Here is a 23,472-nt window from a genome sequence, read left to right on the forward strand (position 1 = left end):
GAAGAACCCGTGAGCACCTCGCCATCCCACGAAAGCACCGAACCCGGTCAGGACACGAAACGCACCCGTCTGTGGGAGGCGGTGGGATGGCTCGGGGTCGGGATGGTGGTCGGTACCGTTCTGCTGACCTTCCTGGTCGTGTGGCGATGGGAGAACACGGACTTCGGGTTTGCGCTGTTGGTTCCCGTCGAGGGGCGGTGGGTCTGGCAGGTTCCCCTGATGATCGCCGTGATCTTGGCCGTCATCGTGTTCCTCACAGACCGGGAGCAGCCGAACCCCGATCCGGAAGGGCCGGTCACCCCGGGCTTCTTCGAATCGCTGGGGATCATGCTGGTCGCCCTGTTGTTCGTGCTGTGGATGGCCCTGCCCCGTAGCTCGTTCGTGTTCACTTCCTGGCTGTTCGACGAGCAGTACGGAGTCATTGCCGAGGAGGTCGCCTACTGGGGGATCTCCGTCTCGCTCCTGCCCGGGATCGTCCTGCTGCTGGCCTCCCACCGCTGGCCCCGGACCCGGCCGCGGCGCCGTTCTCTGCCTCTGATGGCGGTCGGGGTGGTGCTCGCGATGCTGACCGGGTTCCTGCTGAGCGCGGTGGCCGTGCATCAGCCCACGAGACACTCCTTCCTGGCCGGAGAGGTCGCCGAACCCGCGCCGGTGCCGGACCACGTGAGCCGGGTGGGCTGGACCTGGGAGCCACCCGAGGACATCGAGATCAGGGCGGTGGAGCCGGGCAGCCACGGGCCGATCGTGGCCCTGAGCGACGGAGTCATCGCCCTGGAGGGGCCGACCGGAGAGGAACGGTGGAGTTTCCGGCACCCGCACAGCAGCACCGAATCCACGATCTTCACACATGAGGGGTTGGTGCGGGTGGTGCGTTATCCCCGCCTGCACCAGCTGAGTACAGATGAGGACAGGGTCGCCCTGGTGACCGATCTGGACACGGTCACCGGAGAGATCGTCGAGCAGTCCGTGCGGCCCTTCGGTGATCTGGAGGAACCGGACGATGTCGGGCAGATGCTCGCAAGGACGCCCGACCTGACTCTGTACGCGGAGAAGGCCGGGAGCGACGGGTCGCAACGGATCATAGCCAGGGAGGGTGTCTCCGGGGAGGAACTCTGGACGTACGCGGCCGAGGACGAGATCGGGCGGGTGTGTGAGGAGTCGCTCTGGAGTGCTTCGGGCGGGAGCCTCCTGCACGGCGGCCAGGTTCTCCTGCCGCTCCTGTGCGCTGATTCCGCCGAGTCCCTGGCGAAATCGAAGCGGCGGAGCGGCCTCGACCGAGAGGACTGGACGCTGCACTCGGGCCTTCTGGTGTCACTGGACCCGATGACCGGGGCGCGGAACTGGTCCTACGAGTGGGAGGACATCGCAGGCTACGTGTGGACCAGGTCGGGCGGACCGGTCATGAACGAGGGCGCACATCCCGTGGTCGCGTTCACGGCCTCCTGGGAGAACGACGAGCTTCTGCTGGACCCGCGTGACGGTACGGAGGTCGGGATGGCCCCCGAGCGGATGACCGAGGAGGAGTTCCACGACTTTGACGTCCTGACCGCCGATACCGGGGGCATGGTGATCTGCCGGTACCGGGAGGACGGAACTCTGGAGTTTCAGCGGGTCTCCGCCTCCGGTGATGTCGTCGACGTCGCGGAGATCCCAGGGCATATGAGTGACCCGGACCAGGAATGGGCGTTCTCGTCGCGCACGACGGTACTGGAGCGCGGAGTGGTCCTTCCCGGCCTAGAGGGTGAATACGGCGAAGAAGGGGACTGGAGCGCCAGCTTCGTCCTGACCGCTCCCTTCGGCCAGAGCAACGAGGACAGTGAGGTCGGAGCCTCTCGGCGGATTCCCGTCGAGGACGGCCTGGAACTGCCATGGCAAGACCACAGGTACAGCCACCTGGAACCCCACATGGCCCCGCTCCCGCTTCCGGGAGCGGTCGTCGTCCACACCACCAACGGTGAGGGTACCGACGCTCCGGTCCACGGCCTGGTGCCCTGACCCCTGCCAGCGCCCACCGAACCCTCATCTCCCTCCGTACCCCTGAACGAGAAGATCCCGTGAGCATGACTCCGACGCCTGCGACACCGACCGCCGAAAGTACCACCCCCGAGCCGAAGAAGGAGTTTCCCCATCTGTGGGAGGTAGTGGGCTGGATCGGGGGCGGAATGGTGGTCGGTACCGTCCTGCTGACCTTCCTGGTCCTGTGGCGCTTTGAGGGTGAGGTCTTCGGGATCGGACTACTTGCCCCCGACTACGGGAGCGGGGGCTGGAAGGTGCCCCTGCTCCTGGCCCTGATCGTGGCCTTCACCGTGTTCCGCAGGGACAGAAGCGAGCTGAATCCTGATCCGGTCGGGCCGGTCACCCCCACCTTCTTCATCCTCCTGGGTCTGTCACTGGCGATCCTGCTGCTCGTGCTCCTGGGCAACCTGCCGGTCGGGTCGTTCTCGTTCACCGCCGGGCCGTTGGACGAGCCCTACCTCGTCGATCCCGAAGCGCTCTCCCTCTGGTCGATCTCCGTCGCGCTTCTCTTCGCCCTTGTCCTGCTGTTGCTCTCCCGTCGCTGGCCCCGAACCCTGCCCTGGAAGCGATCTGCCGCCCCGCTCGTGGCCGGTGTGGTGTTGGCGCTGATAGCCGATCCCGCCGTTCGTGCTCTGGCCGAGTACGTTCCGACCGAACACTCCTCGCTAGCTGAGGGCACGACCGGGCCTGCGCCCTTCCCCTCTTCGGTCACGCGGCTGGGTTGGGAGTGGCGGGCACCCGAAGGAGGCGCGGTTCTCGATGTCGAACGCGGACCCCTCGGCCCGGTCGTCGTGCTCAAGGACGGGTTGGTCGGCCTGGACGGTCAGACCGGAGAGGAGCTGTGGAGCTACCGGCGTCCGTTCGGCAACCTCACGGCCGCCGTCCAACCGGGCGCGGACCGCGCTCATGTGGTTCTGCACTCCGAAGACGTCCCGGACCTGCGCAACCACCAGGGCCACAACCTGCTGCTCGGCGGTCGGGCCACGGTCCTGAACACGCTCACGGGCGAGATCCTCCAGGAGACCGACAGCGATCCGGCCGTCTTCGAGGCCGACGTGGTCCGCCCCGGCCCCGGGGTCACCGTTCACGGAGGCTTCGGGGACGATTTCTGGGTCAGGGCCTATGAGGTCGGCGCCACGGAACCCCTGTGGAACTTCACCATGGACACGGACGAGTACAGCGTAAATAAGGAAGATCTGGTCTGCTGGTCCTACGGGAACCACGGGATCCGCCGCTACGACTATCGCCACGACCTCCTGGTCCAGGGCGATCAGGTTCTGGCGGGCTACAGCTGTGCGGACCCCGCCGACTTCGAGGACATCGGGGAGTTGAGAGCACTGACGAACCGCCCCGACGAACGGTTCACCAGCCACCTGGTCGCCTTGGACCTGAACACCGGTGAGGAGAACTGGAGCCGTGAGTGGGAGGGGCCCATGGGCTCACTCCTCCTGCGTGACGGTGGACCGGTCCTGAACCCCGGTGCGGCACCGGCAGTCATCGTGGGCGGGGTTGGGCCCCATGGTCAGATGGTCCTGGACTCGGTCGACGGGTCGGACATCCTGAACACCGATCAGGGCGATCCGCGTTGGATGTCCTTCCGTTGGGCAGACAGTGCTGGTGCGGTCGCGTACCGCTGGGAGGAGAGCGCTCCCGACCGGAGCCAGGACGGGAAGGACGAGGTCCTGGAACGCGTGGAGACCTCGGGCGAGGTCGTCGCCACGGTTCGCCTTCCCCTTGAGGAGTGGGCGGGAGAGCGCTCTCTGGCCTCCGGAACGGGTTCCATAGCCCTGGTGGGCGGGGTGGCCCTGCCGTTCGTGGGCGAGGCTGCGGACGGGAGAGCGCTCTCCCTGATGGTCGCGCCCTTCCAGGACGTCGACCCCGGGCCCGGCGAAACCACGGAAGGGGTGGGTGTCCTGCAAGGGGCGATTGAGACCTGGGAGGAACCGGGCCAGTGGGACGGGGACCGGCCAGAACCCCGGGCGGTACTGGTTCCGGGTGCGGTGGTCTCCTACGCGAGTCATCGCGGCGAACGCGTCTACGGCTGGCAGCCCTGACCCGATCTGGTCGGCCTCGCTCTTGACTCGGTATGGACGCGGCTCTGACCTCTCCGAACACGGCTCTGACCCCGCCGTGTTCCGGGCGCGATTCACCTGCTGCGACCCGCTGTCACTCTGACCCCGGGCGCCCCTCGCATTCCGTGAATCTTTTTCGCCAACTACCACCAATCCACCCCGCGACCTGCTCCGAATCACCGGTGTCAGCCGTACACCGGTTTCGCGAGAGGGAGCATGAACACACACCAACCGGGACGTCGCAGGGTCGCGGTCATCGGCAGCGGCGTCTCCGGACTGACCGCCGCGCACGTCCTGCACCGCCATGACGACGTCACGCTGTTCGAGGCCGACGACCGCCCCGGCGGACACGCGCACACCCACCGGGTCCCGGGCCGCGAAGGCTCGGAACTGGGCGTGGACAGCGGCTTCATCGTGCACAACCGCCGCACCTACCCCCACCTGCTGCGGCTCTTCGACGAACTCGGCGTGAGCACCCGGCCCACCGAGATGAGTCTTTCGGTGAGCTGTGAGGGCTGCGGACTGGAGTACGCGGGCGCGCGCGGGCTCCGGGCCCTGTGGCCGGGACGCTCCCGGCACGGCGCCGACTACCTGCGCATGCTCGTGGAGATCCCCCGCTTCCACCGGGCCGCACGCCGCCTGATCACCACCGCCCGGGCCGTTGACCCCGGCACGACCGCGGTCGGCCCCACCCTCGGGGCCTTCGTGGCCCGGCACGGGTTCTCCCCGTACTTCACCGCGCACTTCCTGCTGCCGCTGGTCTCGGCGGTCTGGTCCTGCCCGGCCGGAACCGCCCTGGACTACCCGGCCCGCCACCTGTTCACCTTCCTGGAGCACCACGGCATGCTCGGGATCTGGGGGTCGCCGCGCTGGCGCACGGTGGAGGGCGGCTCGCACGCCTACGTGGAGCGCGTGGTCAAGAACCTGCACTCGGTCCGCCTGGGCACCCCGGTGCGCGGCCTGACCCGTACCGAAAACGGGGTGCGGCTGCGTACCGACACCGAGGAGCTGGAGTTCGACGCCGCCGTGGTCGCCACCCACGCCGACCAGGCCCTCGCCCTCCTCGACGCCCCCACACCCGATGAGGCCGAGGTGCTGGGCGCGTTCACCTACTCCCGCAACCGCACCCTGCTGCACACCGACACCTCGGTACTGCCCGCAGACCGGGACACCTGGGCCTCCTGGAACCACCGCCTGTCCTCCTGCGACCCGGGCGGAGCCCCGGCTGACGCGGACCACGCCCCGACCGCACCGGATCGCGCGCCGGTGCGGGTCAGCTACCACATGAACCGCCTCCAGGGGCTGCCCGAGGGCAGCGACTACGTGGTCACGCTCAACGCCGACGACAGCGTGGATCCCGGCCGGGTCATCGCCGCCATGGACTACACCCACCCCGTCTTCACCCCCGCATCGGTCGCCGCGCAAAAGCGCCTGCGCCCCCTGGACGGCCCCACGCTGGCCTTCGCCGGGGCCCACCACGGCTGGGGTTTCCACGAGGACGGCTGCCGCGCCGGAGTCGAGGCGGCCGCCGCCCTCGGGAGGGCGTGGTGACCCCCGCCCCGGTGGCCCGCGCCCTGTACGAGGCGACGGTGCATCACGCCCGGGCCGAACCCGTCCGGCACGCCTTCGCCCACCGCACCCACTACTGGCTCATCGACCTGGACGCCCCGCCCCGGCTGCCGTGGCCGCTGTCCGCCCTGGCCGGGTTCCACCCCGCCGACCACGGCGACGGCCGGGCCGCGACCCTGCGCTCGGACATCGACTCCTACCTGCGCGAACACGGAATCGATCTGGACGGTGGCCGGGTGCTCATGCTCGCCCACGCGCGGGTGTTCGGGTACGTGTTCAACCCGCTCACCGTCTACTGGTGCCACGGCCCCGACGGATCCCCGCGCGCGGTCGTCGCCGAGGTGCACAACACCTACGGCGACCGCCACCGCTACCTGCTGCACCCGGACGGGCGCGGGCGCGCCGCCGTGGCCAAGGCCCTGTACGTCTCCCCGTTCAACGAGGTCGACGGCGAGTACCGGCTCAGCCTGCCCGAACCGGGGGAGCGGCTCGCCCTCACGGTCGCCCTCCACCGCGAGGGGCGTCCGCCCTTCACCGCGTCCGTGCGCGGTCGGCGCCGCCCGGCCACCGTCCCGGAGCTGCTGCGCCTGTCGTTGCGCCAGCCGCTGGCGCCGTTGGTCAACGCCGCCCGCATCCGGTTCCACGGCATCTGGCTCTACCTACGCGGCCTCCCCGTCAAGGAGCGCCCCGAGCCCCCTCGCCCACAGACCCCGGGGTGCCCTTCGGCGAGTGCGAAGCACACCCCGCCCACAGCACCAGCCACACCCACCTGAGCCCCAGCAGCATCAGAGCACGAGGAACACGACCATGACCACGACCAACCCGCACGCGCCCGGCGCCGTCGACCCGCACCGCTGGCCCGACGTGGCCCGGGTCCCCTCCGGCAGACTGCGTACTGCCGTCGCCCGGCTGCTGGCCGCCCGGGCCGTCCCGGCCGTCGGGATCCGGCTGCACACCGGCCCCGACGCGCCGCCCGCCGAGCTCGCCGAGGGCGACGCCCCGGTCCTGTGGTTGCGCGACCCCGACGCCTTCCACGCCCGCCTGGCCCACGACGGCCTCATCGGGTTCGGCGAGTCGTACATGGCGGGGGAGTGGGACTCACCGGACCCGGTCGCCATGCTGACCCGCTTCGCCGAGCACTACGAAGAACTCATCCCCAAGCCCCTCCAGCCCTTCCGCCACCTGACCCTGCCGCGCCGTCCCGCCTCGGACCGCAACACCCGTGACGGCGCCCGCCGCCACATCAGCCACCACTACGACCTGTCCAACGACCTCTTCGGGCTCTTCCTCGACCGAACCATGACCTACTCGTCGGCGCTGTTCACCGATGACGACCCCCGGGACGCCTACGGCCTGGCCCGAGCCCAGGAGCGCAAGGTCGACCGCCTCCTGGACGCCGCGCGGGTCGGCGACGGCACCCGCCTGCTGGAGATCGGCACCGGCTGGGGCGAACTGGCTGTGCGCGCCGCCCGCCGGGGCGCACAGGTCACCTCCATCACCCTGTCCGCCGAGCAGCGCGACCTCGCCCGCGAACGCGTGGCCGCCGAGGGCCTGTCCGACCGGGTCACCGTCGACCTGTGCGACTACCGCGACGCCACCGGCTCCTACGACTCAGTCGTCAGCTGCGAGATGATCGAGGCGGTCGGCGAACGCTACTGGCCCGACTACTTCACCGCCCTGGACAGACTCGTCCGCCCCGGCGGAAGAGTGGCCTTGCAGAGCATCACCATGGAACACCAGCTGATGCGGGCCTCCCGTGGTTCCTACACCTGGATGCACAAGTACGTCTTCCCCGGCGGGTTGATCCCGTCGGTCACCGCCATCCGCGAGCAGCTCGCCGCCGGTACCGGACTGCGGATCACCGACCGCCTCGCCTTCGGTCACGACTACGCCGAAACCCTGCGCCTGTGGCGGGACAGCTTCACCGAGGCCGCGGAGCGGGTCCGCTCGCTCGGCTTCGACGACACCTTCCGCCGTATGTGGACCTTCTACCTGGCCTACTGCGAGGCCGGTTTCCGGTCCGGGATCATCGACGTCGAACAGATCACCATGGAGCGTGCCGCATGACCACCGCGAACCCGCGTCCCCGCCCCGGCTCCGGGTCCCGCCCTGGTTCCCGCCCCCGGGGTGTGGCCCACCTGCTCGGCCCACTGGTCGCCGCCTTCCTCAACGGGGTCCTCCCGGTACGTCTGCGCGCCTGGGACGGCAGCGAGATCGGCCCGAACGACGCCCCGCGGGTGACCGTCCGCGACCGCGACGCCCTACGCCACGTCCTGGCCCGCCCCGGTGAACTGGGCCTGTCCCGCGCCTACGTCACCGGCGGGATCGAGGTCGAGGGCGACCTGACCGACGCGCTGCGCCACGTGTGGGCTTCGGTCGAGGAGTACGGCACCTCGGTGCCGGGGCCGCGCGACTGGGCGCGCGCCGCCCGCCTGGCCCTGGTCCTGGGCGTGGTCGGCCCGCCGTTGCCCCCGCCGGTCACCGAAGCCCGGATGGGCGGACGGCTTCACTCCAAGGAGCGCGACGCCGCCGCGATCTCCCACCACTACGACGCGGGCAACGACCTCTACGAGCTACTGCTCGACGAGACCATGGCCTACTCCTGCGCCCTGTGGGACGAGGGCGACCCCGACCAGAGCCTGGCCGACGCCCAGCGGGCCAAACTCGACCTGATCTGCGAGAAGCTCCGCCTGGGCAAGGGCGACCGGCTGCTGGACGTGGGCTGCGGCTGGGGTTCGCTCACCCTGCACGCAGCCCGCTGGTACGGGGCGCGCGTCGCGGCGGTCACCCTGTCCGCCCGCCAGCGCGACCACGTGCGCAAGCGGGCCGCGGAGGAGGGGCTGGAGCAGCTCGTGGACGTGCGGCTGCTGCACTACCGCGACATCGAGCCCGACACCTTCGGCCCCGGCCTCTTCGACGCCGCCGCCTCGGTGGAGATGGGCGAGCACGTGGGCCGCGACGCCTACGCCCCGTTCGTCCGCCAGCTGCACGACCTGATCCGCCCGGGCGGCTCTCTGCTGGTCCAGCAGATGTCCCGGCGCGGAGCCTACCCCGGCGGCGGCCCGTTCATCGAACGCTACATCGCACCGGACATGCACATGCGCCCGCTCGGCGAGACCGTCGGCCTGCTGGAGGAGGCGGGGTTGGAGGTCCGCGGCGTCCAGGCGATGCGCGAACACTACGTGCGGACCGCCCGCGCCTGGTCGGACGTGCTGGAACGGCGCTTCGACGAGATGGTCTCCATCACCGGTCCGCAGGCGGCCCGTGTGTGGCGGCTCTACCTGGCCGGGGGAGCGCTCGCCTTCGAGGAGGGCCGTATGGGCGTGGACCAGATCCTCGCCCACCGCCCGGGACCACACCCCGATGGCTGGGCGTCGAGGCCAGCCGAACAGCCCGAGCTCACGGAGGTGACCGGATGACCGCCGGTACCGCCCTCCTGCTCAACCTCGGGGTGACCGCAGCCGTGATCGGCGCGCTCATGCTCGTCACCTTCGCCATCGGTCTTCGCCTGGGGCGCCACAGCGTCGTGGACGTCGCCTGGGGACTGGGCTTCGTGGCGGCCGCGCTGACCACCGCGACCGTCGCCACAGCCACCGGTTTCGGCGATCCGGCCCGGAACTGGCTGCTGTGCGGGCTCACCGCGGTGTGGGGGCTGCGGCTGGCCACCCACATCGGCCTGCGCAGCCGGGGCAAGGGTGAGGACCCCCGCTACGAGCGCTTCCTGGCCAACGCCCCCGGAAACCCGAACCTGTACGCCCTGCGCGTGGTCTACCTGCTCCAGGGCTCCCTGGTCTGGTTGATCTCGCTCCCCGTCCAGGTGGCCGCCTTCACCGCCGGGCCGCTGGGATGGGTGGCCTTCCTCGGCGCGCTGGTCTGGCTGGTCGGCATGGTCTTCGAGACCGTCGGCGACGCCCAGCTCGCCCGGTTCAAGGCCGACCCCGCCAATAAGGGAAAGATCATGGACCGGGGGCTGTGGGCCTGGACCCGGCACCCGAACTACTTCGGTGACGCCTGCGTGTGGTGGGGGCTCTTCCTGGTCGCCGCCGGTTCCTGGTGGGTCCTGCTCACCCTGCCCGCGCCGTTGGTGATGACCTACCTGCTCACCCGGGGCTCGGGCCAGCGGCTGCTGGACGAGCACATGTCGAACCGCCCCGGCTGGTCCGAGTACGCAGCCCGGACCAGTGCGTTCTTCCCGCTTCCCCCGAGGAGGGCCGTTCCGGGAACGTAGACCACGGACGGTCTGAAAAAAAGACAGTGCACCGATGAGGGCACGCGCGGTCGTCGGCGCGGGACGGTGCCGCCCCGGCGGGCACCGTCCCGCGCCGACCCGTGCCGGCCAGCGCCGACCCGCGCCGGATCGGCACGGGCCACCGCGAGGGCGTCAGTCCTGGAGGGTCAGTTCGGACATCTCGATGGGCTCGTGGATGACCCCTGCTCCTTCGGGGGCGCACCCCCGAGGGCTCGGACTGGCAGCCCCGCTGGTTCGACCTCGAACAGCCGGGCGCCATCGACATGTGGCTCGGCGAGAACAAGCGGGTGAGCACCCAGTACCGGGTGCCCTCGGACCGTATCGCGCTCTCCGACTGAGCGGGGTGGGGCTCCCGGACGGCCCGGGGAGGGACAGCCGTGTCCTGCCCCTCCCCGGCCCGTGGACGCGAGCTCGGGCTCGGGGTCCGAATCGGATTCAGACCGAGGGGATCTGGCCGCCGTCGACCCGGATGATCGAACCGTTCACGTAGGCGGCCTGGCGGCTGGCCAGGAACGCGGCCACCGCGCCGTACTCCTCCGGGTCACCGTAACGGCCCGCGGGGATCGAGGCGCGGCCCTGCTCCTGGACCCGCTCCAGCGGCAACCCCTCCCGTTCGGCGCGGGCGCCGTCCAGGGAGGCCAGACGCGGGGTGGCGATCCGGCCGGGGACGATGACGTTGGCGGTCACCCCGTCGGCGGCCGCCTCGTTCGCGATCGTCTTGGACCAGGAGTGCAGCGAGGCGCGCAGTGTGTTGGACACGCCCAGGTTCGGGATGGGCGCGATCGGCCCGGCCGAGGTGCTGGTGATGATCCGGCCCCAGCCGCGCTCGCGCATCCCGCCGACCACGGCGTCGGTCAGCCCGATCACCGGCAGCACCATGGACGCGTACATGTCCTGCCACAGCTCCGGGCTCTGGCCCAGCGCGGTGGTGGGCGGCGGGCCGCCGGTGTTGTTGACCAGGATGTCCACTGGGCCCAGCTCGTCGACGACCCGGGCGACGACCTCACCCGCACGCCCGTGTTCGGCCAGGTCCCAGGCGATACCGACCGAGTCGGCCCCGTGGGCGCGGCAGGCCGCGACGGTCGCGTCGAGACGTTCTTCGTTGCGGCCGGTCACCGCGACCCGGACGCCTTCCGCTGCCAGCGCGACGGCCATCGCCCGGCCCAACCCGGAGCTGGCGGCGGTCACGAGCGCGACCTTGCCAGCGATTCCCAGATCCATATTTCTCCTCAGGCTTCCTAGGACTGCTCACGGCATCCTGGCAGCCCCGGTGAGACCCCGGTCACCCGGGTCGGGCTGAGCGAGGATCCCCGGGCGCCACCGATCGGAGCGTCGAAGCGGTGGTGAGCGCAGGGTTGGCCCGGGAGTACTCGGGCGGGCCCTCGGCGAGCAGGCCGCCGGACGGGGCGGCCAGTACCTTCTCGACGCTGAACTCCACGCTCCGGCCCTCCGGCCCCGCGTCCGACCCCCACAGCACCCGCGCCGTACCGGTGAGCTGGAGCAGTCCGCCGCTCTCCCAGGCGGGCACCAGCAGACCGGCTCGCGGGTTCACGTGCAGGTTGCCCAGGGTGCCGAACATGGCGTTCCCGGCGTAGTCGGGCCAGCTGAGCAGGGTGGGTGAGTGGACGCTCACGAAACCCGGGCCGCCGCCCCGGTGGTTGGTGTCGACCGCTCCGGTGTCGTCCGCGGTGGTGACGAAGAAGGTGTCCGACCGTCCGAGCAACTCGCGATCGGCGTCGGTCAAACGCGCTCCGACCCTGGGAACAGCGGCTGTCGCGGTCGTCGAAGGGGCCGGGGCCAGAGTGCGTTTTTGGATGTACTTGGGGCAGTTGGCGTACACCTGCTCGGTCCGCAGTCGCCATCCAGGCCCCTCCGGGTCCTGGTGCGCGGTGCCGTTGACCCGCATCCGGCGCCGCCGGGCCGGTTCGATCGCCAGGGCGCCGACCGGTACCGGCTCTCGGTCCGGCACTCCGGCCAGTACTCCGGCCAGCGGGTCACCGCCGTGGGGCAGGGCGGCGACGTCGAGTGTGCGTGCGTCGCGGGCGCGGAGGAACCCGGGCGTTCCGGTGAGCAGGGAGCACCACAGGTCGCCCCTCGCGTCGGCCGCGCCCACCACGAGCAGTGGCTGCGCGGCGAGGAAGTCGGCGGCCACGGCGGGGATCTCCGTGTGCACCGCCCTGGCGGTGTGGGCCGCCCGTTCGGCCAGACCCGACCTGCGCTGGACCGCTAGCTCACCCCGGTGGTACCCGCTCACGTGCGTCTCCTCGGTTCGGTTCCGGTGCGGTCTTGGGAAGAAGGTCGGGCTTCTAGAAGAAACCGCAGGTGGGGGCGGCCACGGCCGGGGCCTTGCCCTCCTTCGCGCCCGAGGGCGCGTAGATCTCCAGCCGCACGCCGTCCGGGTCGTGGAAGAAGATCCCGCCGGAGGCGGCGCCCTCGCCGTGCGGGACCACGCCGTCGTAGGCGAACTTCACGGCGATCTCCAGGAGCGCGGCCTCGGCCCGACGGACATCCTCGACCGTCTCCACCTGGAAGGACAGGTGGTGGAGTCCGGCGGTGTCGGTGCGAAAGTCCGTGTCGCTCTGCTGCCACAGGGTGATCAGCAGGGTTCCGTCGTGACCCAGGAAGGCGTACTCACGGCCTTCCTCGCGGCTCTCACCCATGACCTCGAAACCCAGGACGCGCGCGTAGAAGTCGAGTGAGCGTTCGAGGTCGGTGACGTTCAGTCCGACGTGGCCGGTGGTCAGCCGGGGCTGTGCCATGGCATGCCTCTTCTCTCGGGGCGGCCACCCGGACTCGGGTAACCGTTCAAGAGGACTTTAAGGGTTAGGGAAAAGCAGAGTCAACCGCTCAAGTACATTTGAAGGGTTATAAGGTGTGTTCTTGGTAGGCTCACCAGTTTTCTTAGTGATCCCTGGTTTTCCTCGGTTCTGCTCCGGGTGGCCTGGATGCGCTGACCGCTGGGTTTGGCTGAAACCCCTGCCCTTTGTCACTCCCTCGTGCCAGGATTCGAACATGTCCACCTCTTCCCGGCCCACGGCCGATCTCTGGCCGGGCCGTCCGCCCCGGCCAGGGTGCGCCAACCTGGGCCGTGCGAGGTGGCGACCGGTGAGCCGCAAGATCCCGCTCACCGCGGGTGAGACCTCCCGCACCGCGTGCGCACCAGGGCTGGTGCGCACTGGTGTGGACGAGACCACCGGCCAGGCCCTGACCGCCGGCGTTCTGGCCGAGCGAGTGGGCTGGGCCGCAGACCTGGTGTCCGGTATGGTCTCCTCCCTCCTCAGCGAGCACTGGAACACCACCGATGTGCACACCCTCGCCGAAGGGGTGGATCCGGCCGGTCGCAGGCTGCCGTCGAACGCGTGGATGGCGCTGCGGCGTTTGGGCTGGACCACCGCACCGCCTGAGGGTGTGCGGGTCAACGACCGGATCGTGCGGATGGCCCAGGAACAGGCCGGGCGCGCTCTGCGGTCGGTGAAGTGGCGCGCCGATGTGGTGGCCGGAGTCCTGGTCACCTGGCCCGCTGATCCGAGGAAGCGCACCCGGGCCGAGTGGGAAGCGGTGCGCGCCGCGATCCCGGGCGGTGAGCACCTGCCCTGCAGCGTCATCAAGGGCCGCACCCGCCAGACCACCTCGTACCTGTGCAAGCACGACCGTCTCCCGGCCGATGTGTTCGAGCTGGAACCGTCACCGCGTGTGGCACGGATGCTGGTGCTGTCCGCCTGTGACGGGCAGCAAGCATCGGTTGAGCGGTCCGAGGACGGGCGGCGTGTGCTGCTGCGGTTGCAGCTGCCCACGCGCCCCGATCCGGTCTCCCACCGGGACTGGACGTGGGTGGCCTGCCCGATCACGCTGGCGCCCACCATCCCGGCGAACGCCGTGGTCCACCTGCCCACCCTGCGCGTCGTCGGCGGGAAGGTACGCGCTGATCTGGCCTACACCCACCCCGTTCCCAAGGCGTCCCGCTCCGGGCACACCGTGGCCCTGGGCGTGGACTGGGGCCTGAACACCCTGTTCTCAGCCGGGGCGGCCCGGCTGCACGAGGACGGGCGCATCACCGCGCTCGGCGCGGGCGCCCAGTTCCGGGCCGCTGGGGTGCTGGCCAAGCAGGACCGGCTGCGTGAGCTGTCCGAGCGGCTGCACGCCAAGGCCGACCAGTACACGCGGCTCGCCGACCCCGCCCTGGGTGGCAAACAGGCTGTGCTCGCCCAGGAGATCGAGCGTGTTTCCCAGCGCCGCTCCCATCTCAACGACGCCCTCGCCTGCAGCGCTGCCCGCTGGACGGTGGACCAGGCCATCGCCGCCCAGGCCAGGGTCATCTACCTGGAGGACCTGCGGTCGATGGAAGCGGGCGGCATGGGCCGTACACAGAACATGCGTCTGTCCCAGACGGTGCGCGGGCGCATCGCTGAGCGGATGCGGCACCTGGCCGCCGAGGTCGGTATCGCCGTGGTCACCGTCCCGGCCGCGAACACCTCCAAGCACTGCCCGAACTGCCTCACTCCGCTGCGGCACCGCAAGGCCCCCGACCGCCCCACCGAGCCGGGCTGGACGTGGGCCGTCTGCCCCGACCGGGCCGGATGCGGCTGGCAGGGCGACCGCGACCACGGGGCCTGGCGACGTATCGCCGCACGCGGCCTGACCCACCAGGCCACGACCGTGGTCGACAAGACCAGCGCCACCATGGTGATTCGCGAGGTCATCGACAAGCTCGAAGCCAAGGCCCTCATCAGCACGGTCACCCAGACCAGCCGCAAAGACCGGTCCAAGACCGGACCGACCCGGCCCCGCACCAACCCTCCCGCGCCCAGGCGACGCGGGACTCCCTCCCCGTCCAGGCCGCAAGGCCCGGCCGGAAAGCGTCCGGAGGGACACGCACCAACGGACCGGAGATGGCTGCCCCGCGCAGCCCACCGGCACCAGGGCGTGAGGACGATCAGCACAACCACCAACCGGCCGCACTGGGCCAGAGGGGCGGTGCTGGGCGCGGGCTTCCATCTCCACGCTCACGCCACCCCACCGCGGTGGGCAGATCCTCCCTCAGACACCATCAGTCTTACTGAGGATCACTAAGCAGATCAGAGACGCTCCCGGCACCCCGTCTCGACCGGACCGGGGACGACCAGCCAGGACAGGACGCGGGGAGGGCCGATGACGGCGAGGGAGACGAATCGGCGACGACCGCTCACCGGCGAACCGGTGGCCGTGGACCTGCTCAACACCCGATGGGTGGTCGGCGCCGAGCACTTCGACCTGCTCGACTCCGAGGACGGCCTCCGGCAGTGGCTCACCGAGGCCGGGCTGGCCGAACGCTTCACCGCCGACGCCCGGACCCGTGCCCACCTCCTGGCGGTCCGCGACACCCTCGCCCGGCTCCTCCGGGACCCCACGGACCCCGAGGCCACGGACCAGCTCAACGCCGCCCTCGCCCACGGAAGTGTGCGCCGCCTCCTGCGCGACGGCGCCCCCGGCTCCACCGTCGAGTTCGACGACCCGACCCGCGGGCCCGCCTGGCTCGCCGCCGCCGGCCTTCTCGACCTGATGGAACGCCCGGACCGCCTCCGCGGCTGCGCCAACCCCGACTGCGTCCTGCACTTCTTCGACACGTCCAGGAACGGCACCCGCCGCTGGTGCTCCATGGCGGGCTGCGGCAACCGCGCGAAGGCCGCCCGGCACCACGCCCGGGAACGGGCGGACCGGACGGCCTGAGAAATCGAGGACCGGGTGGCCCAGGCGACCCGAGCGCTCCGAGTAGCTGCGGCGGTCCGGATCAGCGCTCGTTGGGCACCACGACCGCGCGCCCGTTGACCTCGCCCGCCTCCAGCCTCCGGTAGGCCTCCAGGGCGTCGTCCATGGTGAAGCGCTCGATCTCCGGGCGGATCTGCCCCGCCCGGTACATGTCCACGACCTCCCACAGGTCGCCCACCGAACCCCAGTAGGTGTTGGTCAGGTACGACTCGTACGGGTTGGTGAAGAACGAGAACTCGTGCGTGCCGCCCGCGATGCCGACGATGCTCACCCGACCACCCTGGGTCACACAGGCCGCCGCCGTGGACACGGTCGGACCCACCCCCACGAAGTCGAAGGCCGCGTCCACCCCCCGGCCGCCGGTGAGCTCCCGGATCTGCTCCGCCTGTCGCTCCCCGGCGCCCACCGTGATCGCCCCGTTGGCCTCCGCCCGGGCGCGGGCCTCCTCCTTGACGTCGGTGGCGATCACCGTCGCCCCGCTCAGCGCCCGCAGGATCTGCACCCCGATCTGCCCGAGACCGCCCAGCCCGATCACCAGCGCGTACCGGCCGCCGCCATTCAGGTGCGGCAGGGCCTGCTTGATCGCGTGGTAGGGGGTCAACCCGGCGTCGGCCAGCGGCGCCGCGGCCACCGGATCGGCGTCACCCAACGGGATCAGATGCCGTTCGGGAACAGCCATGTACTCGGCCATACCGCCGTCCCGGCCCAGCCCCACCGCCAGATAGGGCATGGTCGCGGCGTTCTCGCAGTAGGTCTCCAGACCGGCCGCGCACTTGCGGCAGTGCTGGCAGCCGATCGGCCCGTACACCATGTAGGCGGCGCCCACCCGGACCCGTTCGCTCACCCCGGCACCGACCGACTCCACCCAGCCCGCGTTCTCGTGCCCCAGGACGAACGGCGGTTTCTGCGCCCCGGGCTGCCCCTCCTCGAACACCCGGTACACGCTGATGTCGGAGTGGCAGGCCCCGGCCCCGGCGACCCGGAGCAGGACCTCCCCGGGGCCGGGTTCGGGCTTGGGGACATCGGTGAGCGACGGAAATTTCCCGTAGTTCTCGAACACGACTGCGCGCATGTGCGTTCCCCCCCGCGTGCGGCGCGGTGCCCCGGCCGAGGCACCGAGGACGGGACACGATCCGTGTCCCGTTGCCCACGCGAAGTTAACACCGGACGAATTCGCGGGTCGCCCAAGGGGCGGGCAGGGATTCGTCCGCATTGTTTGACCCGGCGGCGATGAGTCGCGCCCCCGGCCCGGGTCAGTACGGGTGAGAACAGAGCCGCGGACACAACCCGGAACCACCCGACACGATCACATCGACACGACCGCTTCCAGGGAGAACACCATGTTCGACTCCACCAGGGCCTTCGGCTCCTTCGCGGTCCCCGACGCCGGGGCCGCCCTCGCCTTCTACCGGGACACCCTGGGTTTGGACGTACGGTACGTGCCCGGCATGGAGGAGCAGGGCCTGTTGGAGGTCGTCCTGGGCCACGACCACGGGGTCCTCGTCTACCCGAAGCCGGACCACCGGCCCGCCGTGTTCACCGTCCTGAACCTGCCCGTCGACGACATCGACGCCGCCGTCGACCACCTCACCGCCCGGGGCGTGGGCATGCTCCACTACGAGGGATTCGAGCAGGACGAGAAGGGCATCATGCGCGGGGAGAAGCCCCACGTCGCCTGGTTCGCGGACCCGGCGGGCAACACCATCGGCCTCATCCAGGAGTAGTCCGAGCCCCGCGTGGGGGAGCGGCCGGGTCGGTAACATCGCCCGAATGCCCTCCCCCCCGTACCCCCCCCGTGGCGACAGCGCCAGCGGGCACCGCGACTTCCAACGCCTGTGGACCGGTTCGGTGGTCAGCCAGTTCGGCTCGGCGATCGGCATGGTGGCCCTGCCCGTCATCGCCGTCGCGGTCCTGGACGTGGCGGCCTGGCAGGTCTCGCTCCTGGCCGGGATCGCCGCCCTGACCACCGTTCTGGTCGCCTTCCCGATCGGCCGCCGGATCGAGTACACGCGCAAACGCCCGGTCATGATCGGCAGTGACCTCCTGCGCGCCGCCACTCTGGCCAGCCTTCCGGCCGCCCATGCCCTCGGCGCGCTGACCTACACCCACCTGTGCGCGGTCGCCGCGGTCAACGCGGTCTGCGCCATCGCGTTCACGGGCGCCTCGCAGGCCCACCTCAAGTCCCTGGTCAGCCCGGCCCGGCTGATCGACGCCAACAGCCGCCTGGAATCCACCCGCTGGCTCAGCATCTCCGTGGGCCCCTCCCTGGCTGGCGCCCTGATCGCCGCGCTCTCCGCGGTCGGCGCGCTGGTGGCCAACACCGTCGGTTTTCTCATAGGAGCCCTGGCGGTCCGCTCCATCCGCGAACCCGAACCCGTACCGCCCACGGCCCCGCCTCCCGGCGAGGGGCCTTCCAAACGCTCGGAACTCTTCGCCGGGCTCGGCTTCGTGTGGGGCCACCCCGCCCTCCGGCCGATCCTGATCAGCTGGATCCTGTTCGCCGGGGCCTCCTCGATGGCCGCCCCGCTCACCGCCGTCTCCCTCCGAGGAAGAAGACCGAAGAACTTCGCCGTCGGCCGATGAATTCCGCTCTCCTGAGCGGTCCGTACATATGGACGAATCAGATCGGCTGACAAGGAACGGACCGGATGAACACGACACCATCCCTCTCCCGCTCGGGCACGCCACGGGCGACCGGGCGCGAGTGGCTCGGGCTCGGGGTGCTCGCCCTGCCCACACTGCTGCTGTCCCTGGACATGAGCGTGCTCTACCTGGCACTGCCGCACCTGGCCGCCGACCTTCGGCCCACCGGGGCACAGACCCTGTGGATCATGGATGTCTACGGCTTCATGATCGCCGGATTCCTCATCACCATGGGCACCCTCGGAGACCGGATCGGCCGACGCCGGCTCCTGATGATCGGCGCCACCGCGTTCGGGCTGGCCTCGGTGGCCGCCGCCTTCTCCACCAGTGCCGAGATGCTCATCGCCACCCGAACCCTCATGGGGGTGGCCGGGGCCACGCTCATGCCCTCCACTCTGGCGCTGATCAGCAACATGTTCCGCGACCCCGCCCAGCGCGCGGTCGCGATCTCGGTGTGGACCAGCTGCTTCATGGGCGGTACCGCCATCGGCCCCGTGGTCGGCGGCGTGCTCCTCCAGTGGTTCTGGTGGGGGTCGGTGTTCCTCCTCGGGGTCCCGGTGATGCTCCTGCTGCTGGTCTGCGCGCCCCTGCTCCTGCCCGAGTACCGCGACCCCGCCGCGGGCCGCCTGGACCTGTTCAGTGTCGCGCTGTCCCTGGCCGCGATTCTTCCGGTCATCTACGGCCTCAAGACCGCCGCTGAAGGCGGTTCGGGTGTCACGGCCCTGGGGACGGTGCTGGTCGGTACGGCCATGGGCGCCTGGTTCGTCCGCCGGCAGCTGCGCCTGCCCGACCCCCTCCTGGATCTGCGCCTGTTCCGGGTGCGCTCCTTCAGCGCGGCCCTGGCCACCATGATGGCCGGAGCGGTCGCCATGGGAGGAACGTTCCTCCTGCTCAGCCAGTACCTCCAGCTAGTCGCGGGCAACTCGCCGCTGGTCGCCGGGCTGTGGCTGGTGCCTCCGGCGCTGGCGATGATCGTCAGCACCATGTGCGGCCCGCCCCTGGCCCAGCGGATCGGCCGCGCCAACGTGATCGGCGGCGGAATGTTCGTCAGCGCCCTCGGATTTCTGCTGCTGGTGTTCGTCCCGGCAGAGGGCGGGACCGGGATGGTGGTCCTGGGTCTGCTGCTCACCTCGGTGGGTTTGGGGCCGGGTGCGGCCCTGATCGCCGACATCGTGGTGGGTTCGGCGCCCCGGGAGAAGGCAGGGTCGGCGGCGTCGATGTCCGAGACCAGCGGGGAGTTCGGCATCGCGATCGGGGTGGCTCTGCTCGGCAGCCTGGCGGCCGCGGTCTACCGGACCCGGGTCGAGGTCCCCGAGGGGGCCACCGATCGGGCCGGGGAGGAGGCCGCGCAGCAGACCCTGGTCGGGGCCGCCGGTACGGCCGGGGAGCTGCCTCCGCAGCAGGCCGCCGCGCTGCTGGAGTCGGCCCGAGAGGCGTTCACCGCAGGACTCAACGTGACCGCGGGGTTCGGGATCGTCGCGATGGTGGTGTTCGGTGCGGTGGCCCTGCGGATGCTCCGCGGAGCAGGAGAGGCCGCGCCGGAGACACCGGAGGAAGCGATCGGTGAGCGCTCCGACCAGCCCGATCAGATTGATGACTCCACTGAACCCGACCGTGCCGATGAGTTCGTGCGCCCGGCCGAGTCAGTACAGGTGACTGGACCCGACGCCGACCCCACCGGGAGGACCCGATGAAGCGCCCCAACCTGGACAGCATGCTGCTCGCCAGCACCGACCCCGACCGCCTGCGCGACTGGTACGCCGCCGTACTGGACCCCGCCGCCAGCGACACCGTGGACCACTACCGGGTGCTGCGCTTCGGCACCTTCCACCTGCTCATCGACCACCGCGACGACGTCGGCCCCAAGGCCGCCGACCCCACCCGCGTGATCCTCAACTTCGACGTCGCCGACGCCCGCGCCGTCGCCACCCGCATGGACGAGCGGGGCACCGAGTGGGTCGCCCCGCTGGAGGACCGCGACGGTAGCCACTTCGCCACCGCCAAGGACCCCGACGGCAACTACGTGCAGCTCATCCAGATGAGCGAGGAGCACCTCGCCGCCATGGAACGCGGCGAGACGGGCGCGTAGGGGCGAACATGAGTGAAGGCCCGGCAGAGCGCACGGCCCGCGCCGCGGGGTCTGCCGGGTCTGTGGAGTCCGCGGGGCCGGAAGGACGCCGGGCTCGTACCGGGGGAGGCCTGGCCCGGGGAACAGAAGTGACCGAGGAGAGCAGCGGATCGAGGAGAACTGTTCGCAAAGGAAGGGCGCGAACCCGTCTGTTCTGTCGTAGGGGAGGCGTAACGTGACGGCCGTGGTGGAACACGTGATCGGGACGACCGACCAAGACTTCGAGCGGCTCGCGGCCCCCTACCGGGGGGAGCTGTACGCGCACTGCTACCGCATGCTCGGCTCCGCGCACGACGCCGAGGACCTGGTCCAGGAGACCTACCTGCGTGCCTGGAAGGGCTACGACCGCTTCGAGGGGCGCTCCAGCCTGCGCACCTGGCTCCACCGGATCGCTACCACGGCCTGCCTCACCGCCCTGGACAGACGCGGCCGCCGCCCCCTGCCCACCGGGCTCGGCGGCCCCACGTCCACCCCCGAGGGCGAGCTCGCCGAACGCCCCGAACTGCCCTGGCTCGAACCGCTGCCGGACAGCCTCGGCGGCCTCGGCTCCGGCAACGACCACACCAATGATCCCGGAGCTGTGGTGACCGCCCGCGAAAGCGTCCGGCTCGCCCTGGTCGCCGCCTTCCAGTACCTCCAACCCCGTCAGCGCGCCGTGCTCATCCTGCGCGACGTGCTCCGCTTCAGCGCCGCCGAGGTCGCCCAGACCCTGGACACCACGGTCCCGGCCGTCAACAGCCTTCTGCAGCGCGCCCGCGCCCAGCTCGACCGGGTCACCCCGGACGAGGACAGTGTCCCCGAACCCCGCTCCGACCAGCGCGAGGTCCTCGCCCGCTACGTCGCCGCCTTCGAGGCCTACGACATCGGCGCGCTCACCGAGCTGTTCACCGAGGAGGCGGCCTTCGAGATGCCCCCGTTCGCCACCTGGGTGCGCGGCGCCGAGCACATCGGGCGGTTGGTCGCCAGCCACTGCCCGGCCCAGGGCCCCGGCGACCTGGTCCTGGTCCCGACCGCCGCCAACGGCCAGCCCGCCTTCGGCATGTACCTGCGCGCGGAGGACGGCACGCACCGGGCCTTCGGCATCCACGTACTGGAACTGGCGCCCGGGGGCGTCAGCCGCTGCACGGTCTTCTTCGACACCACGCTGTTCCGCCTCTTCGGCCTGGACCCGGTCCTGCGGTAGCCGAGTGCCGCGGTGGTCCGGTGCGGGGCGAGCGGGACCCGAAAGCGCTGTGGGCGGCGGGATTATTCCCGATTCGCCGCTGTGTGTCCGCGCCGTTGACAGGTCCGGGAGTCCCGAACTTAGGTTGAGGGATCCAACCACGGGAGCGGGACATGAGCGACCAGACCGGGGCCCGGACGTTCGCCCACGACACCACCGGGCAGGAGGGTCACCAGCCCGGACCTGACGCGGTCGAATCCGACACGGTGCAGCCGGAGCCAGTCGGCCCGGGCCGGGGCGAACCGGCCTCGGCCAGCCCGGACCCGGCGGGCCAGAACGCAGCCGGCCAGAACGCGGTGGACCCGGGGTCCGCAGGTCCCGAGACGGTCCTCCCCTCGGACCCGCGCTACGACTATCTCGCCTCCCGCGGCCGTGCCTACGGGCGCGCCACCGGACGACCGGACCGGATCCACCCGGTGCGCTCCACCGACGACGTGGTGGCCGCGGTGCAGCGGGCCGTGGACGACGGCCTCCGGCTGACGGTTCGCAGCGGCGGCCACTGCTTCGAGGGTTTCGTCGACGACCCGCTGGTCCGGGTGGTCATCGACACCGCGCTGATGAACGACGTCTCCTACGACCCGGCGATGGGCGCCTTCGCGGTCGAGGCGGGCGCCCGGCTCGGCGACGTGTACCGGGCCCTGTACATCGGCTGGGGCGTGGTCGTCCCGGCCGGTGAGAGCCCCGAGGTCGGCGCGGGCGGACACATCCTCGGCGGCGGCTACGGGTTCCTGTCCCGCCTGCACGGACTCGCCGCCGACCACCTGCACGCGGTCGAGGTCGTCGTCGTGGACGCCTCGGGGCGGGCACGGGCGGTCGTGGCCACCCGTGCGGCCGACGACCCCCACCGCGACCTGTGGTGGGCGCACACCGGCGGCGGAGGCGGCAATTTCGGCGTCGTCACCCGCTACTGGCTGCGGTCCCCCGAGGCCACCGGCACCGACCCCGCACGGCTGCTTCCCGCGGCGCCGCGGGCGGTCGACTCCTTCCCCGCGACCTGGGCCTGGTCCGAGCTCGATGCGGCGTCCTTCGCACGGCTCGTCCGCAACTTCGGCGACTGGTGCGAGCGCCACAGCGACACCGACACCCCGCACGCCGGGATCTTCGCCACCTTCTACCTGAACGCGCGCTCCCTCGGGCAGGTGCAGATCGTCGGCCAGCACCTGAGCCCGGAGAACGGCGGCGAGGCGTTGGTGCGCGAGTTCGTGGCCGCGGTCGGCGCGGGGGTCGGCACCGCACCTGTCTTCGAGACCCGGCGCCAGTCCTGGCTGGGATTCGCGCTCACCTCCTTCGACAGCGAGATGGGCCGGATCAAGATCAAGGACGCGTTTCTGCGCAGGGGATTCGACGACCGCCAGATCGCCGTGCTCCACCGATACCTCACCGACGCCTCGACCGGCGCGCCCTTCAGTACGATCGCCCTGGACACCTACGGCGGCCGGGTGAACGCGGTGGCCGAGGACGCCACCGCCTCCGCCCAGCGCGACTCACCGTTGCGGACGTGGGCCATCATCGCGTGGCCGGAGCCCGAGGAGGACGAACAGCACCTGGGGTGGGCGCGGGCGCTGTTCCGGGAGCTGTTCACCGATACCGGTGGTGTCCCCGCACCCCGCACCGGCGCGGACGGGACGTTCGTCAACCACCCCGACACCGATTACGCCGACCCCCGCTGGAACACCTCAGGGATCCCGTGGCCGACCCTGTACTACAAGGACAACTATCCGGCGCTGCGGCGGGTCAAGGCGGCATGGGACCCCCGGAACGTCTTCCGCCACGCTCTGTCCGTCGAACCCGCCGCGGACGCTGTCGCTCCGGGGGAGTAGTCGGGGTG

At 71.0% G+C, this 23,472-nt stretch carries 19 protein-coding genes; 15 read left to right on the forward strand and 4 right to left on the reverse strand.

Annotation, left to right across the window (positions count from 1 at the left end):
• Positions 1-9 precede the first annotated feature (9 nt).
• The 7 genes from D457_RS0107235 (at position 10) to D457_RS0107265 (ending at position 9,885) form a co-directional block, all read left to right on the forward strand.
• On the forward strand, positions 10-1,995 hold the full coding sequence (locus tag D457_RS0107235) for an MFS transporter (RefSeq protein ID WP_017579980.1): 1,986 nt from the start codon (positions 10-12) through the stop codon (positions 1,993-1,995).
• A 65-nt stretch (positions 1,996-2,060) separates the two neighbouring features.
• A complete protein-coding gene (locus D457_RS0107240) occupies positions 2,061-4,070 on the forward strand; it encodes a PQQ-binding-like beta-propeller repeat protein (RefSeq protein WP_152514164.1) in 2,010 nt (669 codons plus the stop codon).
• 234 nt (positions 4,071-4,304) lie between these two features.
• On the forward strand, positions 4,305-5,639 hold the full coding sequence (locus D457_RS0107245) for an NAD(P)/FAD-dependent oxidoreductase (RefSeq protein WP_017579982.1): 1,335 nt from the start codon (positions 4,305-4,307) through the stop codon (positions 5,637-5,639).
• The gene (locus tag D457_RS32050; RefSeq protein ID WP_017579983.1) at positions 5,636-6,430 is read left to right on the forward strand and encodes a DUF1365 domain-containing protein; all 795 of its coding nucleotides are present in this window, start codon (positions 5,636-5,638) and stop codon (positions 6,428-6,430) included. The genes D457_RS0107245 and D457_RS32050 overlap by 4 nt, the downstream gene beginning before the upstream one ends.
• Positions 6,431-6,464: 34 nt before the next feature.
• Positions 6,465-7,724, forward strand: coding sequence for an SAM-dependent methyltransferase (locus D457_RS0107255; protein WP_017579984.1), 1,260 nt, complete (start codon positions 6,465-6,467; stop codon positions 7,722-7,724).
• A complete protein-coding gene (locus D457_RS0107260) occupies positions 7,721-9,076 on the forward strand; it encodes an SAM-dependent methyltransferase (RefSeq protein ID WP_017579985.1) in 1,356 nt (451 codons plus the stop codon). Before D457_RS0107255 ends, D457_RS0107260 begins: the two co-directional genes overlap by 4 nt.
• Positions 9,073-9,885, forward strand: a complete 813-nt coding sequence (locus D457_RS0107265) for a DUF1295 domain-containing protein (protein ID WP_017579986.1) — start codon at positions 9,073-9,075, stop codon at positions 9,883-9,885. Before D457_RS0107260 ends, D457_RS0107265 begins: the two co-directional genes overlap by 4 nt.
• 456 nt (positions 9,886-10,341) lie before the next feature.
• On the opposite strand, the gene D457_RS0107270 is transcribed toward D457_RS0107265, so the two are convergent.
• The 3 genes from D457_RS0107270 to D457_RS0107280 form a co-directional block, all read right to left on the reverse strand.
• Positions 10,342-11,127 (reverse strand): SDR family oxidoreductase, encoded by a 786-nt coding sequence (locus D457_RS0107270; protein WP_017579987.1) that lies wholly within the window; start codon positions 11,125-11,127, stop codon positions 10,342-10,344.
• 61 nt (positions 11,128-11,188) lie between these two features.
• Positions 11,189-12,160 carry a pyridoxamine 5'-phosphate oxidase family protein gene (locus D457_RS0107275; RefSeq protein ID WP_017579988.1) on the reverse strand — a complete coding sequence of 324 codons (972 nt, stop codon included), beginning with the start codon at positions 12,158-12,160 and terminating at the stop codon, positions 11,189-11,191.
• Positions 12,161-12,212: 52 nt separating this feature from the next.
• Positions 12,213-12,665 carry a VOC family protein gene (locus D457_RS0107280; protein WP_017579989.1) on the reverse strand — a complete coding sequence of 151 codons (453 nt, stop codon included), beginning with the start codon at positions 12,663-12,665 and terminating at the stop codon, positions 12,213-12,215.
• Between the two features lie 346 nt (positions 12,666-13,011).
• Between D457_RS0107280 and D457_RS0107285 the strand changes: the two genes are divergently transcribed.
• Both D457_RS0107285 and D457_RS0107290 read left to right on the forward strand, forming a co-directional pair.
• A complete protein-coding gene (locus D457_RS0107285; protein ID WP_017579990.1) occupies positions 13,012-14,976 on the forward strand; it encodes a zinc ribbon domain-containing protein in 1,965 nt (654 codons plus the stop codon).
• Positions 14,977-15,054: 78 nt separating this feature from the next.
• Positions 15,055-15,612: a CGNR zinc finger domain-containing protein gene (locus D457_RS0107290; RefSeq protein ID WP_026116424.1), complete on the forward strand. Its 558-nt coding sequence runs from the start codon at positions 15,055-15,057 to the stop codon at positions 15,610-15,612.
• A gap of 61 nt (positions 15,613-15,673) precedes the next feature.
• On the opposite strand, the gene D457_RS0107295 is transcribed toward D457_RS0107290, so the two are convergent.
• Positions 15,674-16,723, reverse strand: coding sequence for an NAD(P)-dependent alcohol dehydrogenase (locus D457_RS0107295; RefSeq protein WP_017579992.1), 1,050 nt, complete (start codon positions 16,721-16,723; stop codon positions 15,674-15,676).
• Between the two features lie 268 nt (positions 16,724-16,991).
• Between D457_RS0107295 and D457_RS0107300 the strand changes: the two genes are divergently transcribed.
• The 6 genes from D457_RS0107300 to D457_RS0107325 all read left to right on the forward strand — a co-directional run bounded on the left by D457_RS0107300 (position 16,992) and on the right by D457_RS0107325 (position 23,464).
• Positions 16,992-17,375, forward strand: a complete 384-nt coding sequence (locus D457_RS0107300) for a VOC family protein (RefSeq protein WP_017579993.1) — start codon at positions 16,992-16,994, stop codon at positions 17,373-17,375.
• Positions 17,376-17,421: 46 nt separating this feature from the next.
• Complete coding sequence (locus tag D457_RS32055) at positions 17,422-18,234, forward strand: MFS transporter (RefSeq protein WP_017579994.1); 813 nt, start codon at positions 17,422-17,424, stop codon at positions 18,232-18,234.
• Between the two features lie 65 nt (positions 18,235-18,299).
• A complete protein-coding gene (locus D457_RS0107310; protein ID WP_017579995.1) occupies positions 18,300-19,988 on the forward strand; it encodes an MFS transporter in 1,689 nt (562 codons plus the stop codon).
• Positions 19,985-20,383: a VOC family protein gene (locus D457_RS0107315; protein WP_017579996.1), complete on the forward strand. Its 399-nt coding sequence runs from the start codon at positions 19,985-19,987 to the stop codon at positions 20,381-20,383. The genes D457_RS0107310 and D457_RS0107315 overlap by 4 nt, the downstream gene beginning before the upstream one ends.
• A gap of 214 nt (positions 20,384-20,597) precedes the next feature.
• Complete coding sequence (locus tag D457_RS0107320; protein WP_017579997.1) at positions 20,598-21,605, forward strand: sigma-70 family RNA polymerase sigma factor; 1,008 nt, start codon at positions 20,598-20,600, stop codon at positions 21,603-21,605.
• A 152-nt stretch (positions 21,606-21,757) separates the two neighbouring features.
• Positions 21,758-23,464, forward strand: a complete 1,707-nt coding sequence (locus tag D457_RS0107325; protein WP_017579998.1) for an FAD-binding oxidoreductase — start codon at positions 21,758-21,760, stop codon at positions 23,462-23,464.
• Positions 23,465-23,472: the final 8 nt, after the last annotated feature.

It is taken from the genome of Nocardiopsis valliformis DSM 45023 (assembly GCF_000340985.1).
Lineage (GTDB): Bacteria > Actinomycetota > Actinomycetes > Streptosporangiales > Streptosporangiaceae > Nocardiopsis > Nocardiopsis exhalans.